Below are 16,818 nucleotides of genomic sequence, written 5' to 3'. Positions count from 1 at the left end.
TCCGGGTGATACCACGAAGGGCCCCCGTCATCGCGACGGGGGCCCTTTGTCGTTGGTGAATAGCGCGGTGCTACGGCGCAGGAATTTCGATGCGGGAGAAGCCAGCGTCATCCGTCACCATTGTCGCTACGAGTGCGCGGCCGGCGGGCAGGAGCCGGATAGTCACCGCCCCCGTAACGGCGTCGTCCAGAGTACGAACGGCCGCCTCTGTGACGGCGGCGAGAGCAGCGCTAGGAAGCGGCAGCGGGTAGCGGTCGTCGAGCAGCACTACCGTGGCGCCACGGCGTCGCGCGCGTTGTACCGCCGAGACGATCTCAGGCAGATCGAGCTGACGCGCACGAAGGCTGTCACGCAGACGGGCCTCGGCGATCACAAGTTCAGCGCGGTCGTCATCCGTCAGTTCAACGCCATCGGCAATCCGCTGCAACTGGGCGCCGACGGCAGCGTCGAGGCCCGCAAGCCTGCGGGAGCGCTCGGCCGTGCGTGCGAGCGCTGCTGCCTCGGCGGCTGCTCGTGACGTTTCGATCGAGCGGATGTCATCCAGACGGTGCCGCGTGCGCCTCATGCCAAAGGAAAACAGGGAACCGACGAGCACGTAGGGTGCTTGGCGCGCGACGAGCAATATCGCTTCGAGCAGGCGGCCGTCTGTCGAGAGCCCCCAGAGAAGAACCGTGATGGCGATGCCGACAAATCCCAGCCACGCGACCAGATCGCGTCGACGCAGGCTGAGGTAGAACATTGCCAACGCTCCGGCGCCGACATACCACTGGGAGAACCCGCCGACGATGGAATTATTGGACGAGATAGCGGTGGACACCACGCAGGCGACGCTGACGTAGATGCTCACACCCAGACCGACGCGGGGTTGAGCGTCGTGAGTCAAAACGAACCAAACTGAGCCGAACAGGGCTATAGAAATCCACACGGGAACAGCGGAGTGCACATCGTCGAGCGACAAAAGTGCCAACACTGAGATGGTGACGAAGTAGTTCCAGATCAGAAGGTGAGCGCCGAGTCCGGTGATCTGGGGCAGATCGAGCCGCCCTCGTGGCGTAGTTTCTCGAGTCATTCGCTCCACCCCACTGTTACTCGGGTGCCCTTATCAGGCTGCGACCACACTGAGGCGCGGCCGCAGGGCAGGGAGTTGACGCGACCCAGGATGCTGACGACGATACCCAGTCTGTTGGCAGGTACCGCTGCCGGGTCGAACCCTTTGCCATCGTCGATGATCGTAATTTCCACTCCGTCGGGGCGCAGCGTGAAACGCACCTCTCGGACGACGGGTGCTGCTTCTCCGCCGGCGTGCACGACGCTGTTGCGCAGCGCCTCGACTGTGGCTTCGATCAGTGCGGTTGCGATCGGCGAGGGGAGCGCGGCATACCGCTCGCCGATCACGGTGAACGTCGCGGAATCCGTAGTCTCGGCGACGGACGAGGCGAGCCCCTGCACGAAGTAGTCCATGTGGATGAGTTCGGGAACGGTCGCACTGGTGTCGCTCAGTTCGCTGAGGCGTGCGATGGTGCGCGCCGCTTGCGCACGGGTCGACGCCGATTCGCTGCGTCCGGCCCCCGCAGCAGCGAAGATCGTGGCGATCACTTCGTCGTGCACAAGGGCATCAAGGTGAGCCTGCTCTTCGCCGCGAGCGGTGAGGGCGGCGGCGCGCATCGATGAGGCGCGGGCGGCAACGCTTGCGGCATCCACTTCTCGGCCGGCCGCTATCGCGACGGTGGCCACCGCGGTGAAGGCCGCGCAGACGGTGATCGTAAAGAAGGCGAACTGAATCGCGAGTGAGACATCCGCACCACCGTCGGCGATGATCCGGATCGGAGCGATCACCATTGACGACGCCAATAAAAACAACCAGGCGGCAACCGGCCGCCACGCGATTGCGGCGGGGGTGGTGCCCAGAGCGGTCAACCCCACGACCCACGGTGCTGCCTCGGGAGACATGGGGCCGTTGATGAAGGCGGGGATCCAGCTGAGCACGGTGACCGTGAAAATTGCGGCATATGCCCCATGCAGAATGCGAAGTTGACGCAGTGAACTCCACGGTGCGACCGCGGCGATGACTAAGGGCGTTCCGAATATTGCAATGCCCGCGGCAAGTTGCCAATGAGGAATGAGGTAGTCGGCCTGCTCAAAGAACGAGGGTGCAGAAAGAGCCAAAAACATAACCGCGGCGGCGGCGAAAATGAGCGTCATGATCCGTATGACGGCGAGTTCGGCCCCACCCTCGTCGCGGGGCGTCACCGCGGCGTCGTTCACCCGGCCTGTACTACTCACGAGTGGGGAGGAGGCAGGATGCCGTCTTCGACAGCACGCTTGTAGAGGTCGACTTTGGTGGCGGCGGGCCTGCCAGCCATCGCGTACTTGTGGCGGATGCGACGCACATATTCCGCGACGGTGCTTGCCGAGAGCCCCGCCCGGTGCGCGACAGCGACCGACTTATCTCCGGACGCATAGTGCGCGAGTACCTCTTGCTCTTTGGGGCTGAGCCCCGCGGCAGCGAGTTCTGGGTCGGAGTCGAGCGCGGCGGCCCAATCTGTAGTGACGACGGGGTTGCCGAGAGCGGCCTCCCGCACAGCGTCGACAATGACGTCGCGGGATTCCGACTTGCGCACGATACCGAGAACTCCGGCCCGGGATGCTGCACGTACTTCTGTAGCGTTGTCTGCTGCGGTGAAGACGAGAACGTTGAGACCGCGCTCGCGCAGCCACGCCACGTTCTCGTCGACGGTGCTGCCGTCGGAGAGGCGGACATCCAGAACGACGAGGTCGAGTTCGGAGGCGACGGACTCCAAGTCACGCACGCTCGCGGCGGAACTGTGCAGGATGATGTCGGGGCTGTGGGAGAGCAGGGACGCAAAGCCCAATTGCACCGTCTCGTGATCGTCCACATGCCCTATTCGATAGGTGCGTGGCGGTGGGTCGTGCTCTGACAAGGGTGTCCCCGTTCGGATCAGGGTAAGCATGAGAGTGGCACTAATTTCGGGTTGCCAACCACAAATCTACCGGAACTTTCTGTCTGTCCCCCAAACGGGTGTCATTGATACTGACGACTGCCGCAAAACCTCGCGCGATGCGACTATCGGTAAGTCAGCAATCGAGGGCGGGGGAATTACGTATGAATCGTCATGCGGTGAACGATCTCGTCGACTGTTCTCTTCAGCGCTGGTATCGCCTTGTTGCGGAGTGGCGCCAGCCCGTCTCGGGCACCGAAGCCGGCTGCGTGTCGTGCCGCGATTCAACCTTCGCCGCGTTCGATCATTCCGGGCAGTGGCCGCACGACCTCATCCACTCTTTTGTGGAGACTCTAGACGTCGTCACTTTTCAGCTGGCCGTATCCCTTCATGAGGAACGTCATTGCCGTGGCGAAGATGCGCGCTCGACGAAGCCGTGCTCCGGGTGCTTCTCGACCGCGCGCGCAACGGTTCACGCGTGCGCCCAACGCCATGCTCAAGACATCTCCGATGTGATTTCGGAGTGCGCGATGCCCCGACTGGCGGCGTACATCGAAAAAAGCATCAATTTGGCACTCAATGCTGCGACTCGCGGCGAATGGGCTTCCTGAAACGACCTGACTACCCCTCACACGTGGGTCTAGTGGTGCTCATGTGACTCGATTAGCGTTGGACTTCGCTAAGACCTTGGGGGGAGGCACGCGTGACAACACTTGCTGAAGTACTGATTCTTCGCGGAATGATGCCGATTGAGAGCATTGATTCTGTGGGAACGTCACACACCGACGAGGAAGCACTCGTCCGAAACTTACTCGACAGCGGCACGATCTCGCCGGCCCAGCTCGCTTCGGCGCGTGCAGCACAGGCGGGAGTTCCGTTCGTCGAACTCGTCGACTTCGCCGTCGATAACCAGGCTGTCGCCCTCGCGCCCGCGGCAATTTGCCGCCGTCACGAGGTTCTACCGATCGCCTTCAGCGAGGGCTACCTCGTCTTGGCGATGGTTGACCCCGGCAACATCTTTGCCCTCGATGACATCCGCTCGGCTACGGGCCGCCAGATTCGCGTCGTGGTTGCTGAGCGCAGCGACCTGCAAACGGCACTCGACCGCTTCCACCGCGCTGACGGTGAGCTTTCCAGCCTGAGCAACGAACTTGAGCAAGAAGCGACGACGACGGATGTCGCTCTCGCCACAAACAGCAACGAACCGACCGAAGACGACGCACCGATCGTTCGCTTCGTGAACTTGCTCATCAGCCAGGGCATCCAGGACAAGGCATCCGATATTCACATCGAGCCCGGTGAGCACGACCTCGGTGTTCGCTACCGCATTGACGGTGTGCTGCACGAGATGCAGCGTGCCCCGCGCCAGATTCAGAACGGCGTCATTTCTCGCCTCAAGATCATGGCCGAAATGGACATCGCTGAGCGTCGTAAGCCTCAGGATGGCCGTATCTCCGTTATCCACGGTCAAAAAAAGATCGACCTTCGTGTCGCCACGCTGCCGACCGTGTACGGCGAAAAAGTCGTTATGCGTATTCTCGACAACTCGAACACGACTCTCGATCTGAGCCAGCTCTACCTGCTCGAGCACAACGCCAAGATTTACAAAGAGGCGTACTCCAAGCCCTACGGCATGATCCTTGTGACCGGGCCTACGGGTTCCGGTAAGTCGACCACGCTCTACACCACCCTCAATGCCGTTGCTCGCCCGGAGATCAACGTCATTACGGTGGAAGACCCGGTGGAGTACCGCATGGCGGGCATCAACCAGGTTCAGGTCAACCCGAAGGCGGGCCTCACGTTCGCGAGTGCTCTGCGCTCGATTCTGCGTTCTGACCCGGATGTTGTTCTCATCGGTGAGATCCGAGACCAAGAGACGGCGCAAATCGCCATCGAAGCCGCGCTCACCGGCCACCTTGTGCTGAGCACTCTGCACACCAACGGCGCACCGGCCGCAATTACGCGACTGATCGAGATGGATATTGAACCCTTCTTGGTCGGGTCCGCTATCGACTGTGTAGTCGCTCAGCGACTCGCGCGTCGCCTCTGTGACCGCTGCAAGCAGCCTGCGGTTCATAACCCGCAGGACCTCGTTAACTTGAAGGTCGGCTTCAACCCAGAAGGCCCGATGCCGACCTTGTACGCACCCGTCGGGTGCACCGTGTGTTCCAAGACGGGATACCGCGGTCGTATTGCACTGCACGAAGTGATGGCAGTGACTGAAGAGATTGAACGTCTTGCTGTTGCTCGTTCGTCGAGCGCGGAAATTAACCGCGTCGCGATCGATCAGGGCATGCGCACTCTGCGCATGGACGGTTGGGCGAAGGCTCAATTGGGCTTGACATCCATCGAAGAGATTTTGCGCGTCGTCGCCTAAGACGCAGTACCTGGGGGAATTATGGCTAAGCGGATTTATGACATCCCGTCGCAATCGGTAGACGAAAGTTTGTTCACACCGAAGGGGCAGAGCGCGCCTTCGGGGCAGAGCGTCCCGACCGACGCACCACCGCCCATGCCGGGCACAAGCGTTCCCGGTGTTGACAGCCCGCAGGCTGCGGCGGCTCCATCACCGTTCCCGGAGTGGGCGCAGACGGGGGCCGCACCGTCGGCCTCAGCTGCGACCGTTCCGGCCTCACCGCTTCCGACGATCCCGCCGCCTTCCGGTTCGATCAAGAGCACCGACACTGCTGGTGTGACCGCGCCTCCGGCACCGCCGGTTTCGGCAGCTCACGCTCCGGCCGCTCACTCCGAGCCAGCCCCGGCTGAGGCGCACGCCGCAACGCCGGCGGCGGATGCCACTGAAGGTGGACGCCGCGCGCGCCGCATGGCTACCGAGCCTGTCACCTCGATCGATTCCCTCGACGAACTCTTCCGCCAGGCCGCCGCTGGCGCCATGTCGCAGACCTCGGCCGCAACGTCGGCTGCGGGGGCGTCGCTTCCGGTCCCAGAAGCCGCCGCGCCTGAGGTTCCGGCACCAGTGCCTGCTGCAGCGGCCGCACCCGCGGCCGCAGCATCTGTGCCCGCGCCTGACGCACCCGTCAGCGAAGCCGCTCCGACTCCGTCGCCGACCGCTGCTGAAGTCCCGTATTTCACCGAAGACACCGCGACTCCGCAGCCCGAGGCTCCGACCCGCATCATGGACACCGTGTCGTCAGACACCCCGACCGTCAAGTTCCCCGCGCAGTCTGCGGCTGATGGCGGGCTACTTGACCTGCCCGACATCGCGCCGGCCGCTGATGGCGACTTGAACTTCCCGCCTCCCGGAGCCGACGAAGGTCTACTGAGCTTCACGAGTGGTTTCGGCGCACCCGACTCACCGTTGAACCAAGAATCGCAGCTTCTCTCTGTGCCCAAGATTGTCGAAGAGGACCGCGAAATGCGTCCCGAGATGGAGCTGACGGCGCGCGAGGGTTCTAACCCCGAGCTGCTCGACGCTCTCAAAGAGGTTGTCTACACCGGCGCCTCCGACCTCCACATTTCTTCTGGCGCCGTGCCGATGATCCGTGTCGATGGTGGCCTCCAGCCGCTCAAGGGCATGGGGGAGTGGGACAAAGACCGCACCCGCGACGCGCTGTTCAGCATCCTCGACCAGAAGCAAGAGGAACAGTTTCTCGAAGTTCTCGAGCTCGACTTCGCGTTCGAACTGTCTGAGGCCGCTCGTTTCCGTGTGAACTACTACATGGACCGCGGCAACATGGGCGCAGCTTTCCGAATCATTCCGACCGAGATCAAGCAGCTCAAGGATCTTGGTATTCAGGAATCGGTGGGAAATTTCTCCACTCTGCCGCGTGGACTCGTGCTCGTTACCGGACCAACCGGTTCGGGAAAGTCGACGACTCTTGCGGCGCTCATCGACCTTGTGAACCGCACCCGTGCGGACCACATCGTGACCGTTGAAGACCCGATTGAGTTCCTTCACGGCAACCAGAAGTCGCTGGTCAACCAGCGCGAGGTTGGCCGCGATACCCACTCGTTCACGAACGCGCTCAAGCACGTTCTGCGTCAAGACCCCGACGTCATCCTGATTGGTGAGCTTCGAGACCTCGAAACCATCTCGATCGCGCTGACGGCGGCTGAAACTGGCCACCTCGTCTTTGCCACCCTGCACACTCAGGATGCTGCGCAAACCGTTGACCGCATCATTGACGTCTTCCCGCCGCACCAGCAGGGCCAGGTTCGCACGCAGCTTGCGGCGGTGCTGCAGGGCATCGTGTGTCAGACGCTGGTTCGCCGCGCGAGCGGTAAGGGGCGAGTCGCCGCTACTGAAGTGCTCACGATGACGCCGGCTATCGGAAACCTCATTCGTGAGGGCAAGATCTACCAAATTCCGTCGGCGATGCAGGCCGGTCGAGGTATCGGTATGCACACCATGGACCAACACCTCGCTGGCCTCGCCAAGTCGGGTGCGATTACTGAAGAGGCCGCAATGGCCAAGGCGCACGACCCTGAGGGCATGCACCGACTGATGGGCGAGAGCTCGGGAGCGGGGCACTAATGGCTGCGACAACATCCGCGACAAAGTCCTACGACTACAAGGCGCGCGATCAAGCCGGCAAGGTCGTCAAGGGGCGCATCGACGCTGCCAACGAGAATCAGGTTCTGGCTCGACTGCGGTCGATGGGGGTAAGCCCCATTTCGGTGACCGAGGGTGGCTCTGGGACAGGCCTCAACAAGGAAATCAACATCGCCTTCTTGCAGAAGGGGGTGGGACTCGACGATCTCGCGGTGATGAGCCGTCAGATGTCGACGATGATCTCCTCGGGACTGTCGCTGATTCGGGCTCTCGTGATCCTGTCGGAGCAGACCGAAAACCCGACTCTGGCGAAAGCTTTGAGTCAAATTCGCGTCGAGGTCGAGACCGGTGGCACGCTGTCGGATGCGTTCGCTAAGCATGGCACCGTCTTTCCGCCCATCATGATTCACCTGGTTCGTGCGGGTGAGACGGGCGGATTCCTCGACAACGCGCTGGAGTCGATCGCCAACAACTTTGAGAGCGAAGTCAAGCTTCGCGGAACGATCAAGTCGGCGCTGACCTACCCGGTCGTGGTGCTGATCATGGCGATCGCTGCGGTGGTCGGCATGTTGCTGTTCATCGTTCCCGTGTTTGAGCAGATGTTCGCAGACCTCGGCGGAGAGCTTCCGCTGCTCACCCAAATGCTCGTGTGGGCGTCCTCCGCGATGAAGTTCATCGCACCCGTGCTGGTAGTCGGTGGAATCGCGTTCTCCGTGTGGTGGGGCAAGAACAAGCACACCGAGCGTGTTCGTAAATTCGTGGACCCCTGGAAACTGCGGATGCCGGTGTTCGGCCCGCTCTTCCGCAAGGTATCCATCTCGCGCTTCACGCGCAACTTCGGAACGATGCTGGGCGCCGGTGTGCCGATCCTGCAGGCATTGTCGATCGTGGGAGAGACCTCGGGCAACTACGTCATCGAAGAAGCCTTGCGGCGGGTAGCGGATTCTGTGCGCCAAGGACAGTCTGTCTCCGGTCCACTTATGCGGGAGCCAGTGTTTCCGTCGATGGTGACGCAGATGGTGTCCGTCGGTGAAGACTCGGGGTCGATGGAGGTCATGCTTTCGAAGATCGCTGACTTCTACGACGACGAGGTGCTGAAGACTACAGAACAGCTCACCGCGCTCATTGAGCCGCTCATGATCGGCGTGATCGGTGCGATCGTCGGTGTGATGGTTATCGCCCTGTACATGCCCATCTTTGCCATCTTCGATCAGATCAAATAGTCCCGGAGAAATAGGCACCTAGCAGCCCCAGGCGGGGGGCATCGCGACCCGAGTCGTGGTGCCCCCGTTTGGCATTTAACGAGCCGGCACCTACCCCTAAACTGGGCGCAAAAGTCACCGCGACTCGCCTGTTCCCCCTCAGACTGGGGCCAGAAATCAGGCGGTTCACCCCCGTTTGTGGGATTCTCAGGTTGCCCACATGTTGGCATTATTTTTTGTGGGGGGCTGAGAAGCTATTTTTTTCTGGGGGCCCCTGTCCAAGATCCGAACACTAGACAGGAAAACCACAATGATTGCACGTTTGAATGAAGCACTGCGCAGCAAGCGCTCCGACCTCGAGAACGACCAGAAGGGCTTCACCCTTGTTGAGCTCCTCGTTGTCGTACTGATCATCGGCATCCTTGCCGCGATCGCTATCCCCTTCTTCCTGAACCAGCGCCAGGGCGCTTGGGAATCACAGGTCAAGTCGGACATCGCGAACGCAGTGATCGCTGCTGAGACTTACGCGATTGGTGAGAACGGCTCGTTCACCGGACTCGAACTCGCTGGTCCCGATGGTGAGGCGAACCAGCTTGAGGCCAACGGCTACAAGCCGACACCTCGCGTTACGCTGACTTCTATCACGCCGACGGCCACGGATTACGTTCTCGTGTTCAACCACGAGGACTACGACGGCCCGACCTGGACCTACACCAGCTCAGACGGAACCACCGAGAAGACTGAATAGTCTGACTGAGTTCTAACGAAGGGGCGTCGCCACGCGGCGGCGCCCCTTTCCCGGTGGGAGAGTGATCGCTCTCCCGAGAGAAACCCATCTCTCTTGCACTACCTACAACCCTTAACACCCGAACGAAAGGGCTCATCATGCACAAGGTTTTGCAGCGACTGCGTAGCTCCGACGCCGGCATGAGCCTCCTTGAAGTCGTCGTTGCGATGATGATCTTTGCGATCGTCTCGCTCGGAGTGCTCCAGTCACTCACAACAGTGCTTACGGTCACACGCGATAACCGCGCACGAGTCGTTGCTACAAATCTTGCGTCTCAAGAAATTGACTTGGCCCGCAGCGCCGAAGATGTCTTCCAGCTGTTCGATGCCTCATACACCAAAACTCTTAACGGCGACGACTTCACCGTCGTGCGCTCCACCGGCTGGGTTTCCGCTGGTGATGACACCGTTGCGTGCAGCGCCGGTGGCGGCGCTTTGCGCTACAAACGAATCAACGTCGAAGTCACGTGGCCCAACATGCGGCCTGGAACGGAACCGGTTCGCTTCGACACTCTCCTCGCGCCGAACAACCGGATCAACGATCCTGCGCTGGGCACAATCCTTGTCTCTGTCACCGGAGGCGCGGGCGACGGCATCGCTGGCGTGTCCGTCAGCGCTAAGCCGTCATCGCCGGCTGCGGGCGCTCAAACGCCGACAAAAACGATCGCAAATACCAATGTGCAGGGCTGCACGTTCATTCTTAAGGTCGTGCCGGGTAACTACGACGTCACGGTTTCTCGATCCGGCTTCGTCACTGACGATGGTCAAAATTCGGCGCCGAACAAGTTGGCGAGCGTGGCCGCTGGCAAAGCCGTTTCGATTTCCTTTAACTACGACGATGCCGTTGACTACCGTCTCGACTATGTGGCAGCGACAGCGCCTTCGAAGGTTCAAATGCCTTCGAACTTGGCTACGACAATGCTGAGTTCCTACGGACCTTTTATTAGTCCAGCAGCGAATTCAAAGGCAGAATTTTTTCGTAACAGCGTCGAGCTTTTCCCTTGGCGTTCTGGATATGAGGTTTTTGCGGGTCGGTATATCCCACAGCCGCAAGACACCTCAAGTGGCGAAAAGTACTGCCTGTCGACTAACCCCGCAGCTTGGCCCGATGTCGTTCAAGCCGGAGTTACTTACAGCTCTCCGCCCAATGTAGTCACTGCCGCTGAGCCGGGTGGCACGGCCAATGCGGTGGTGCCTATGGGGCTCGTGCCGATCTCTGGTCTCTCCGGCTCTTATATTCGGGCGGTCTCCCAGCCGGCGGTGGACGGCAGCGGTGATCCTGGCTGCACCCAAGGTGACATCTTGACCTATCTAAAGGTCGAATCGGGTACTACTCACATCGCATTGCCGTACGGCACCTGGAAAATTGAAAAGCTGACCGGGTCGAAGTGGGGGGTGCTGGGAAGTATCTTGTCTCCGATACTCGGCGGCGGCTCAGTCGCGTCAGAAACAGTGATCGTCGACCCGAGAGTAGCGTCGTAATGAACCGTATGCGCATTACGCTATCGACTCGAATACGGCGTATTCGAGCAGATGAACGCGGTGTTACGCTCGCGGAGCTCATCGTCACGATCGCGCTGCTCACGATGATGCTCGCAATGGTGATGACTATCTTCATCAGCTTCACGCGTTCCTTCACGAGCGACCGTTCGGCTTCCAACAACACGGCATCCGCCACAGTCGCGATGAATGAGCTAACGCGCGTGCTGCGTTCCGGAACCCAATTGAAGTTGGCCAGTGGTGCACTTACCCCTGTCTTTAGCGAGGCTACCGCCGAGCGAGTCGTACTCACAGCCTATTTAGACACGGAAGCGGCTTCGCCCCAACCAGTGAGAGTGATGTTCGAGGTCACGCCTGAGCGCACTCTGGTCGAGACTCGGTGGGAACCGACGGGCGAGAGTAAAGGGGTGTTCACTTTCGATCTGGACTCGCCGACTTCTGAGCGCACTGTGGTCCGTCAGATCGCTGCCGGCGGGAAGCCCGTCTTCTCGTATCTAAAGGCGGTGACCGTGCGAGAGCCCGGAGCTCCTACTGAAATCGTCTGGAACGACGGCGATCCTTACTCGAAAATTCTTGCGGTAACGGTGACGATGACCGTCCAAACCGACCCCTCCGGCGCTGCGAAAACTGCAACTCTTCAAAACACCGTCGGTATCCCGAACCTTGACGTTCCTAGAATTGGATTCACACCATGATCCGTTTTTTGCGCACCCGAATCGCTGGCGAACGCGGCGCAGCGTTACCGATGGTGATCGGTATCACGGTCGTCCTTGGACTCCTCGTGACCACAGCTGTTACATACGCGACGGGCGGATTCCGTCAGTCCGCGGCGACGGAGGAGTGGTCCGCATCTCTCGCGGCGGCTTATGCCGGCGTAGAGGACTATCAGAGCAGACTCTCGGAAGACACCTCGTACGTGCAGTACGGCAATCCCGCTTCGAAGTTCACCCTCTCCACGGGAAGCAGCGTCAAGCTTCCAGCGGCAGCGCAAAAGAACGACGCTTTCAACGTGGCTGTGGATGCCGCTTGGCAGGCTGTGCCCGGTGGTGTCGGGGATTCCTACTTTCGATACGAGGTAGACAACTCCAACTACGCGGGCACCGGAAATGTTCGCATTCAGTCAACGGGAAAAGTGGGCGGCGAAACACGATCGATCGTTGCTGATTTGCGTCAAGACGGCTTTATCGACTTTCTCTATTTCACAGACTATGAAATGCAAGATCCTGCGTATACCGGCAAGTCAGACAGTTGCGTGAAGCACTGGTGGGCCGGCCGCGACAAGTTCGGCGTGAGTTGTGGAGAAATTGCTTTCGACGGCGGCGACACTATTAAAGGTCCTGCGCACTCGAACGACACCATCCGAATTTGCGAAGCTACTTTTTTGGGTGAACTGACAACGGCATATGCGCCCGAAAACCCCTCGGATATTCGTTACACAGCGCAAAAATCCAACGGCCAAGCTTGCGGCGATCAAAACTTCGGGGATTACGCGGGACCGTCCTTCAAGGAATACATCGGAATGCCCGCGACCAACTCGGAGCACCTCCGCGAGACCCGCGCGGACTTGACTTCAGATGGGGTTCCTCGCCCTGGTTGCCTGTACACCGGACCCACCGAAATAGTCTTGATGGCGAATGGAAAAATCTCAGTTACTTCTCCTTGGACCAAAGCAACGAGAACTCTGGGCTCTCCGGCTTCCGCTGCATCGCCGAACACAGAATGCGGCACCCCTGCTCAACTAGCTTCCGGCACGCCATTTGCTCTTCCCGCCAATAATGTGATTTACGTGCAGAACGTACCCACAGTGTCAAGTGACCCTAACTACTGGGCATGGAACAAGACCCCCAGCGGCCTGAAGTGCGAAGGGGCGGCGGGAGGTACTGGAAACGGGATCGGTTACCCTGTCAAGTTCGAAAGCGCAGCGTCTGGAGCGTACGGATGCCGCGTCGGCGATCTTTTTGTTGAAGGGACGCTCAATGGCCAAACGACGCTCTCCGCGGAGCACTACGTTTACGTGATCGGTGACATCACCTACAACGATCCCGAGGCTGACTTGCTCGGTCTAGTCGGCAACGACGCGGTCTGGGTCTGGAACCCTGTGAAGTATGTGTCGAGTTGGTGGGGCGGTAGCTACCAGCCCATCGTCAGCGACAAGAGTCGTCGAATCGACGCGGCGATCCTCTCGGTCTCGCACACTTTTCTGGTCCAAAATCCTGCATACGCGCCCTCAAACGCTGTGCTCACGGTCAACGGCGCTATTGCGCAGAAGTTCCGCGGAATTGTGTCCAGCAACGGTGGTGGTTACGCCAAGGATTACGTCTACGACGAGCGGCTCAAGTTCACAGCCCCGCCGAAGTTCTTGTCCCCGGTGACAACCACCTACGGTGTAAACGTGTGGATTGAAGTCAAGCCGGCATACAGCGCGGACGGCACTCCCACGCCATGACCGCGACACTACTCGTGACCATCTTCGCGAGCCTTCTGGGCTTAGCGGTGGGATCATTTCTCAACGTTGTGGTGTGGCGAGTGCCGCATGGAGGAAAGCTTTCTACGCCCCCGAGCGCCTGCCCGAAGTGCGATCACGCAATCCGCTCGTACGACAACGTCCCTGTGATCAGCTGGTTATTCTTGCGTGGAAAATGTCGAGACTGCGGAGAGCCGATCTCGCTTCGTTATCCAGTCGTCGAAGCCGCGACGGCGATATCGTTCGGCATCATCGCTGCGGTGATTGGCGCCGAAACGAGCATGGTGTGGGCATTGCCAGCATTCCTCTACTTCGCAGCGATTTCAATCGCCCTGACGCTCATCGATCTGGATACTCAGACGCTGCCTAACAAGATCGTGCTCCCATCAATCCTCGTGGGGCTCGCATTGCTAGCTATGGCAAGCGCTGGCACGGGCAACTGGTACGCGCTCCTGGGAGCAGTGCTCGGCTCGCTCGCGCTTTTTATCTTCTACTTCATCGTGGCCGTAGTTTCCCCGCGCGGAATGGGGATGGGCGACGTCAAATTGTCCGCTGTGATCGGGCTTTATCTCGGTTGGCTCGGTTGGGGAACGGTGGCAGTGGGGGCTTTTGCGGCGTTCCTGTTGGGTGGGCTGTTCGCAATTGCACTTTTAGTATTCAAAAAGGCGGGTCGCCGGTCGGCGATCCCGTTCGGTCCGTGGATGATCGCTGGAGCCTGGATTGGCATAGCGTTCGGCGCACAAATGTGGAATGGATATCTGGTGGCTGTCGGTCTTAGCTGATCGTCGTCTGGGGGAAAAAATGGGAAAGAAACTAGTGGGGTTGGACATCGGTTCCACAGCGGTACGCGCTGTGGAAGTCGATAGTCCGCACCAACAACGACCGACAATTCTCCGATTCGGAGAAATTCCGCTGCCCGAGGGCGCCGTCAAAGCGGGTGAAGTAGTTGACTCGGCTACCGTGACGGCTGCGATTCGTAAGCTCTGGTCTGCCGGAGGCTTCAAAACGCGCGATGTCGTGATGGGAGTTGGCAACTCGAAGGTGCTTGCGCGAGACATTACGGTGCCCCGCTTGCCTCTGAACCAAGTTCGGGAGTCGCTTCCCTTTCAAGTCCAGGACCTGCTACCAGTTCCGGCGTCGGATGCGTTGCTCGATTTCTATCCTGCGAGCGAGTTCGAGGGGGAGACCGGGCCGATGCTCCAGGGCATGCTCGTCGCTGCGATCAAAGCACCGCTTCTGGTTAACGTCAACGCTGCAAGCGCAGCCTCCGTTCAGCCTGCGAACGTCGATCTTTCGGCTTTCGCGCTTACGCGTTTATTCGCGGGAGGCGAGGCGGCGAACACCACGAGTCTCCTGGTTCACATCGGCGCTGCGACGACGACTCTCGTCGCGTTGGAGGGTCATGTGCCCCACTTCATTCGGTTCTTACCTAACGGAGGCGCAGATATCACCAAGGGAATCTCTCAGAGGCTCGATATCTCAATGAGGGATGCTGAAGCGATCAAGCGTTCTGTCGGAGTCGTTGCGGCTCGCGCAACCGCCGAGCAACGGCCCGCTCTTGAAGTGTCGTTTGAGCTGGTCAACGAAACGCTCTTGGCGATTCGCGCCACTATTCAGTACTTCCAGAATGCGCGAAACAATCGTGCGATCGACCGCATTGTGATGAGCGGTGGCGGGTCTCGACTTCTCGGTCTCGCTGAGACAGTCGGTGAGTTTACAAAGGTACCGACGACACAGCCCGATCCGTTCTCGCTCGCCACGGCAGCGCGAGGACTTCGGGGCACGGGAGATGCGCAAGATATGTCTGTGGCTCTGGGATTGGTAACAGGAGTATCCGCATGAGTGAGAAAAAGCCCACAGCACGGCGCGAAGTAAAAGTTGCCATCGCTTACCCGCCTTCGGTCAACTTGTTGCCCCCAGAAGTCGGAATGCGCAAGTCCGCAGCCCGTTCGCGAGGTCGAGCGATCTTTGTAGCCCTTGTGGCGGTTGGAATTGCGATTCTGGCTGCTGCGGGCGCGAACGTCTATTCATTGCAGCGTGGGGTAGCTCTCGAGAATGCGCGGTCCTTGACACTCTCGTTAACGACTCAACAGGGCGAGTACAACGAAGTGCGCTCAGCAAACCAACTATTGAGTACGACTCAAGCCGCTCGCTTGTTCGCCTATTCCACGGAGGTGTCCCTTAAGTTCTTAATCGACCAGATGAACTCGAAGCTCAGTTCCGGGATGACGATCTCTGGTTATAACTTCGACACGGCAAACCCGCTTCAGGGCTTTGCGCCGGCTTCATCACCGCTGGATCAGCAGTCCATGGCGGCATTTTCCCTCGAAATTGGCGCCAATTCAGTGGGAGATATCGATGACTGGGTGCGCAAGCTCTCAAGCGTAGATGGCGTCGTGCAGTCCACCCTGCTGTCGACTGCGGTTGAAGAGGGAGGCACCTTCTCGGGTTCAGTAGTTGTGCTTATCGGGGACAAAGCTCTGCTCCATCGGTTCGATGAAGTGATAGACGGCGAGGAAGCTGCCCCAGAAGAAGCTGAGCCGACACCAACTGAGTCCCCAGAACCGGATTCCGAGACGAGTGAAGAGGAGAGCGGCTCATGACCATGACGCGAATGTGGAACGTAATTGGTGTTGCGGCGGTACTGCTAATCCTGTTGCTCGGTTATGTGGTGGGAGTTTCCCCCGCCCTCGCCGACGCGGTGATCGCCGATGAGGAACTTGTCGCAGTCGAAGCGCAGAATCAGGTGAAGACAAATGAGCTTGCGGCGCTGAAAGCTCTGGCAGCGGATTCCGACCAGTTGTTTGCGGATCTTGCAGAAGCTCAAATTGCCATTCCGGGAACTCAGCTTTCTTCAGAGTTTGCGCGTCAAGTCAGTAATCTCGCGACTTCGGCGGGCGCTACTTTTACGGAGCTCTCCTACTCGTCGGTCACTGAAGCATTGGCGCCCGAGGCCGAGGTTGCTGTAAGCGCAGCTCCTGAGGACGGTGGCGAAACTGCTGAGGGGGCGGAACCCGTGGCAGAAGCTGAAGCCCCCGCTGGCCCAACCGCGATCCAGTCAGTGCCCGGCCTCGTCTCGGTCGGAGTCTCGATCAGGGCGTCGGGCTCTCGATCGGACCTTCTGAAGTTCATCAATAGCGTCCAGCTTTACCAGCGAGCGTTCTCCGTTACGTCAACGAACTTGCAAGCTGGCGGAGACGATGGTGGTTACGAACTCGACCTCGAGGGTGCTGTGTACGTATTGTCAACTAGCGGTGGACCGCTCGCAGCGACCGGCACTTCGGGCGGAGAAGTCAACTAGCGTGTAGTGCTTCGAATAGCTCTGAAGAACGCCACGACCTCTTGGTCGTGGCGTTCTTCTCGTTTCTGGGAATTGCTTCAGTACACTGAGAG

General features: G+C 59.8%; 15 protein-coding genes. 12 read left to right on the top strand and 3 right to left on the bottom strand.

What is annotated here, in order from left to right; genetic code table 11:
* Nucleotides 1-70: 70 nt before the first annotated feature.
* The 3 genes from ESZ53_RS07330 to ESZ53_RS07320 are packed head-to-tail and all read right to left on the bottom strand — an operon-like array spanning nt 71 to nt 2,897.
* Nucleotides 71-1,069, bottom strand: a complete 999-nt coding sequence (locus ESZ53_RS07330) for a hypothetical protein (protein ID WP_129072224.1) — start codon at nt 1,067-1,069, stop codon at nt 71-73.
* Nucleotides 1,066-2,265 (bottom strand): sensor histidine kinase, encoded by a 1,200-nt coding sequence (locus ESZ53_RS07325; RefSeq protein ID WP_129072223.1) that lies wholly within the window; start codon nt 2,263-2,265, stop codon nt 1,066-1,068. Before ESZ53_RS07325 ends, ESZ53_RS07330 begins: the two co-directional genes overlap by 4 nt.
* 14 nt (nt 2,266-2,279) lie before the next feature.
* On the bottom strand, nt 2,280-2,897 hold the full coding sequence (locus ESZ53_RS07320) for a response regulator transcription factor (protein ID WP_246837245.1): 618 nt from the start codon (nt 2,895-2,897) through the stop codon (nt 2,280-2,282).
* A gap of 227 nt (nt 2,898-3,124) precedes the next feature.
* Here ESZ53_RS07320 and ESZ53_RS07315 point away from each other — a divergent pair, with 227 nt between their 5' ends.
* From ESZ53_RS07315 to ESZ53_RS07260, 12 genes are all read left to right on the top strand, one after another.
* Entirely contained in the window at nt 3,125-3,571 is a 447-nt protein-coding gene (locus ESZ53_RS07315) for a hypothetical protein (protein ID WP_129072221.1), read from the top strand.
* A gap of 92 nt (nt 3,572-3,663) precedes the next feature.
* Nucleotides 3,664-5,337 carry a GspE/PulE family protein gene (locus ESZ53_RS07310; RefSeq protein ID WP_129072220.1) on the top strand — a complete coding sequence of 558 codons (1,674 nt, stop codon included), beginning with the start codon at nt 3,664-3,666 and terminating at the stop codon, nt 5,335-5,337.
* A 21-nt stretch (nt 5,338-5,358) separates the two neighbouring features.
* Nucleotides 5,359-7,455, top strand: coding sequence for a PilT/PilU family type 4a pilus ATPase (locus tag ESZ53_RS14560; RefSeq protein WP_305794114.1), 2,097 nt, complete (start codon nt 5,359-5,361; stop codon nt 7,453-7,455).
* Nucleotides 7,455-8,696 carry a type II secretion system F family protein gene (locus tag ESZ53_RS07300; RefSeq protein ID WP_129072219.1) on the top strand — a complete coding sequence of 414 codons (1,242 nt, stop codon included), beginning with the start codon at nt 7,455-7,457 and terminating at the stop codon, nt 8,694-8,696. The genes ESZ53_RS14560 and ESZ53_RS07300 overlap by 1 nt, the downstream gene beginning before the upstream one ends.
* 289 nt (nt 8,697-8,985) lie before the next feature.
* Nucleotides 8,986-9,423, top strand: coding sequence for a prepilin-type N-terminal cleavage/methylation domain-containing protein (locus ESZ53_RS14555; protein ID WP_129072218.1), 438 nt, complete (start codon nt 8,986-8,988; stop codon nt 9,421-9,423).
* A gap of 137 nt (nt 9,424-9,560) precedes the next feature.
* A complete protein-coding gene (locus ESZ53_RS07290; RefSeq protein ID WP_129072217.1) occupies nt 9,561-10,943 on the top strand; it encodes a prepilin-type N-terminal cleavage/methylation domain-containing protein in 1,383 nt (460 codons plus the stop codon).
* A complete protein-coding gene (locus ESZ53_RS07285) occupies nt 10,943-11,656 on the top strand; it encodes a Tfp pilus assembly protein FimT/FimU (RefSeq protein WP_129072216.1) in 714 nt (237 codons plus the stop codon). Before ESZ53_RS07290 ends, ESZ53_RS07285 begins: the two co-directional genes overlap by 1 nt.
* Nucleotides 11,653-13,407: a hypothetical protein gene (locus ESZ53_RS07280; protein ID WP_129072215.1), complete on the top strand. Its 1,755-nt coding sequence runs from the start codon at nt 11,653-11,655 to the stop codon at nt 13,405-13,407. The genes ESZ53_RS07285 and ESZ53_RS07280 overlap by 4 nt, the downstream gene beginning before the upstream one ends.
* Entirely contained in the window at nt 13,404-14,207 is an 804-nt protein-coding gene (locus ESZ53_RS07275; protein ID WP_129072214.1) for an A24 family peptidase, read from the top strand. Before ESZ53_RS07280 ends, ESZ53_RS07275 begins: the two co-directional genes overlap by 4 nt.
* Before the next feature lie 19 nt (nt 14,208-14,226).
* Nucleotides 14,227-15,267, top strand: coding sequence for a type IV pilus assembly protein PilM (pilM, locus tag ESZ53_RS07270; protein WP_129072213.1), 1,041 nt, complete (start codon nt 14,227-14,229; stop codon nt 15,265-15,267).
* The gene (locus ESZ53_RS07265; protein WP_168187197.1) at nt 15,264-16,028 is read left to right on the top strand and encodes a fimbrial assembly protein; all 765 of its coding nucleotides are present in this window, start codon (nt 15,264-15,266) and stop codon (nt 16,026-16,028) included. Before pilM ends, ESZ53_RS07265 begins: the two co-directional genes overlap by 4 nt.
* Nucleotides 16,025-16,726: a hypothetical protein gene (locus ESZ53_RS07260; RefSeq protein WP_129072212.1), complete on the top strand. Its 702-nt coding sequence runs from the start codon at nt 16,025-16,027 to the stop codon at nt 16,724-16,726. The genes ESZ53_RS07265 and ESZ53_RS07260 overlap by 4 nt, the downstream gene beginning before the upstream one ends.
* The last annotated feature ends 92 nt before the right edge of the window (nt 16,727-16,818 follow it).

Origin of the sequence: Salinibacterium sp. UTAS2018 (assembly GCF_004118935.1) — a bacterium.
Classification (GTDB): Bacteria; Actinomycetota; Actinomycetes; order Actinomycetales; family Microbacteriaceae; genus Rhodoglobus.
Note: the sequence above shows the minus strand (reverse complement) of the source record. Positions and strands in the feature narration are given on the sequence as shown.

What these genes read in the sequence shown, in the direction of transcription:
- ESZ53_RS07330 (WP_129072224.1), bottom strand. Translation starts at nt 1,069, where the DNA reads ATGACTCGAGAAACTACGCCACGAGGGCGGCTCGATCTGCCCCAGATC.
- ESZ53_RS07315 (WP_129072221.1), top strand. Translation starts at nt 3,125, where the DNA reads ATGAATCGTCATGCGGTGAACGATCTCGTCGACTGTTCTCTTCAGCGC.
- ESZ53_RS14560 (WP_305794114.1), top strand. Translation starts at nt 5,359, where the DNA reads ATGGCTAAGCGGATTTATGACATCCCGTCGCAATCGGTAGACGAAAGT.
- ESZ53_RS07300 (WP_129072219.1), top strand. Translation starts at nt 7,455, where the DNA reads ATGGCTGCGACAACATCCGCGACAAAGTCCTACGACTACAAGGCGCGC.
- ESZ53_RS14555 (WP_129072218.1), top strand. Translation starts at nt 8,986, where the DNA reads ATGATTGCACGTTTGAATGAAGCACTGCGCAGCAAGCGCTCCGACCTC.
- ESZ53_RS07290 (WP_129072217.1), top strand. Translation starts at nt 9,561, where the DNA reads ATGCACAAGGTTTTGCAGCGACTGCGTAGCTCCGACGCCGGCATGAGC.
- ESZ53_RS07285 (WP_129072216.1), top strand. Translation starts at nt 10,943, where the DNA reads ATGAACCGTATGCGCATTACGCTATCGACTCGAATACGGCGTATTCGA.
- ESZ53_RS07280 (WP_129072215.1), top strand. Translation starts at nt 11,653, where the DNA reads ATGATCCGTTTTTTGCGCACCCGAATCGCTGGCGAACGCGGCGCAGCG.
- ESZ53_RS07275 (WP_129072214.1), top strand. Translation starts at nt 13,404, where the DNA reads ATGACCGCGACACTACTCGTGACCATCTTCGCGAGCCTTCTGGGCTTA.
- pilM (WP_129072213.1), top strand. Translation starts at nt 14,227, where the DNA reads ATGGGAAAGAAACTAGTGGGGTTGGACATCGGTTCCACAGCGGTACGC.
- ESZ53_RS07265 (WP_168187197.1), top strand. Translation starts at nt 15,264, where the DNA reads ATGAGTGAGAAAAAGCCCACAGCACGGCGCGAAGTAAAAGTTGCCATC.
- ESZ53_RS07260 (WP_129072212.1), top strand. Translation starts at nt 16,025, where the DNA reads ATGACCATGACGCGAATGTGGAACGTAATTGGTGTTGCGGCGGTACTG.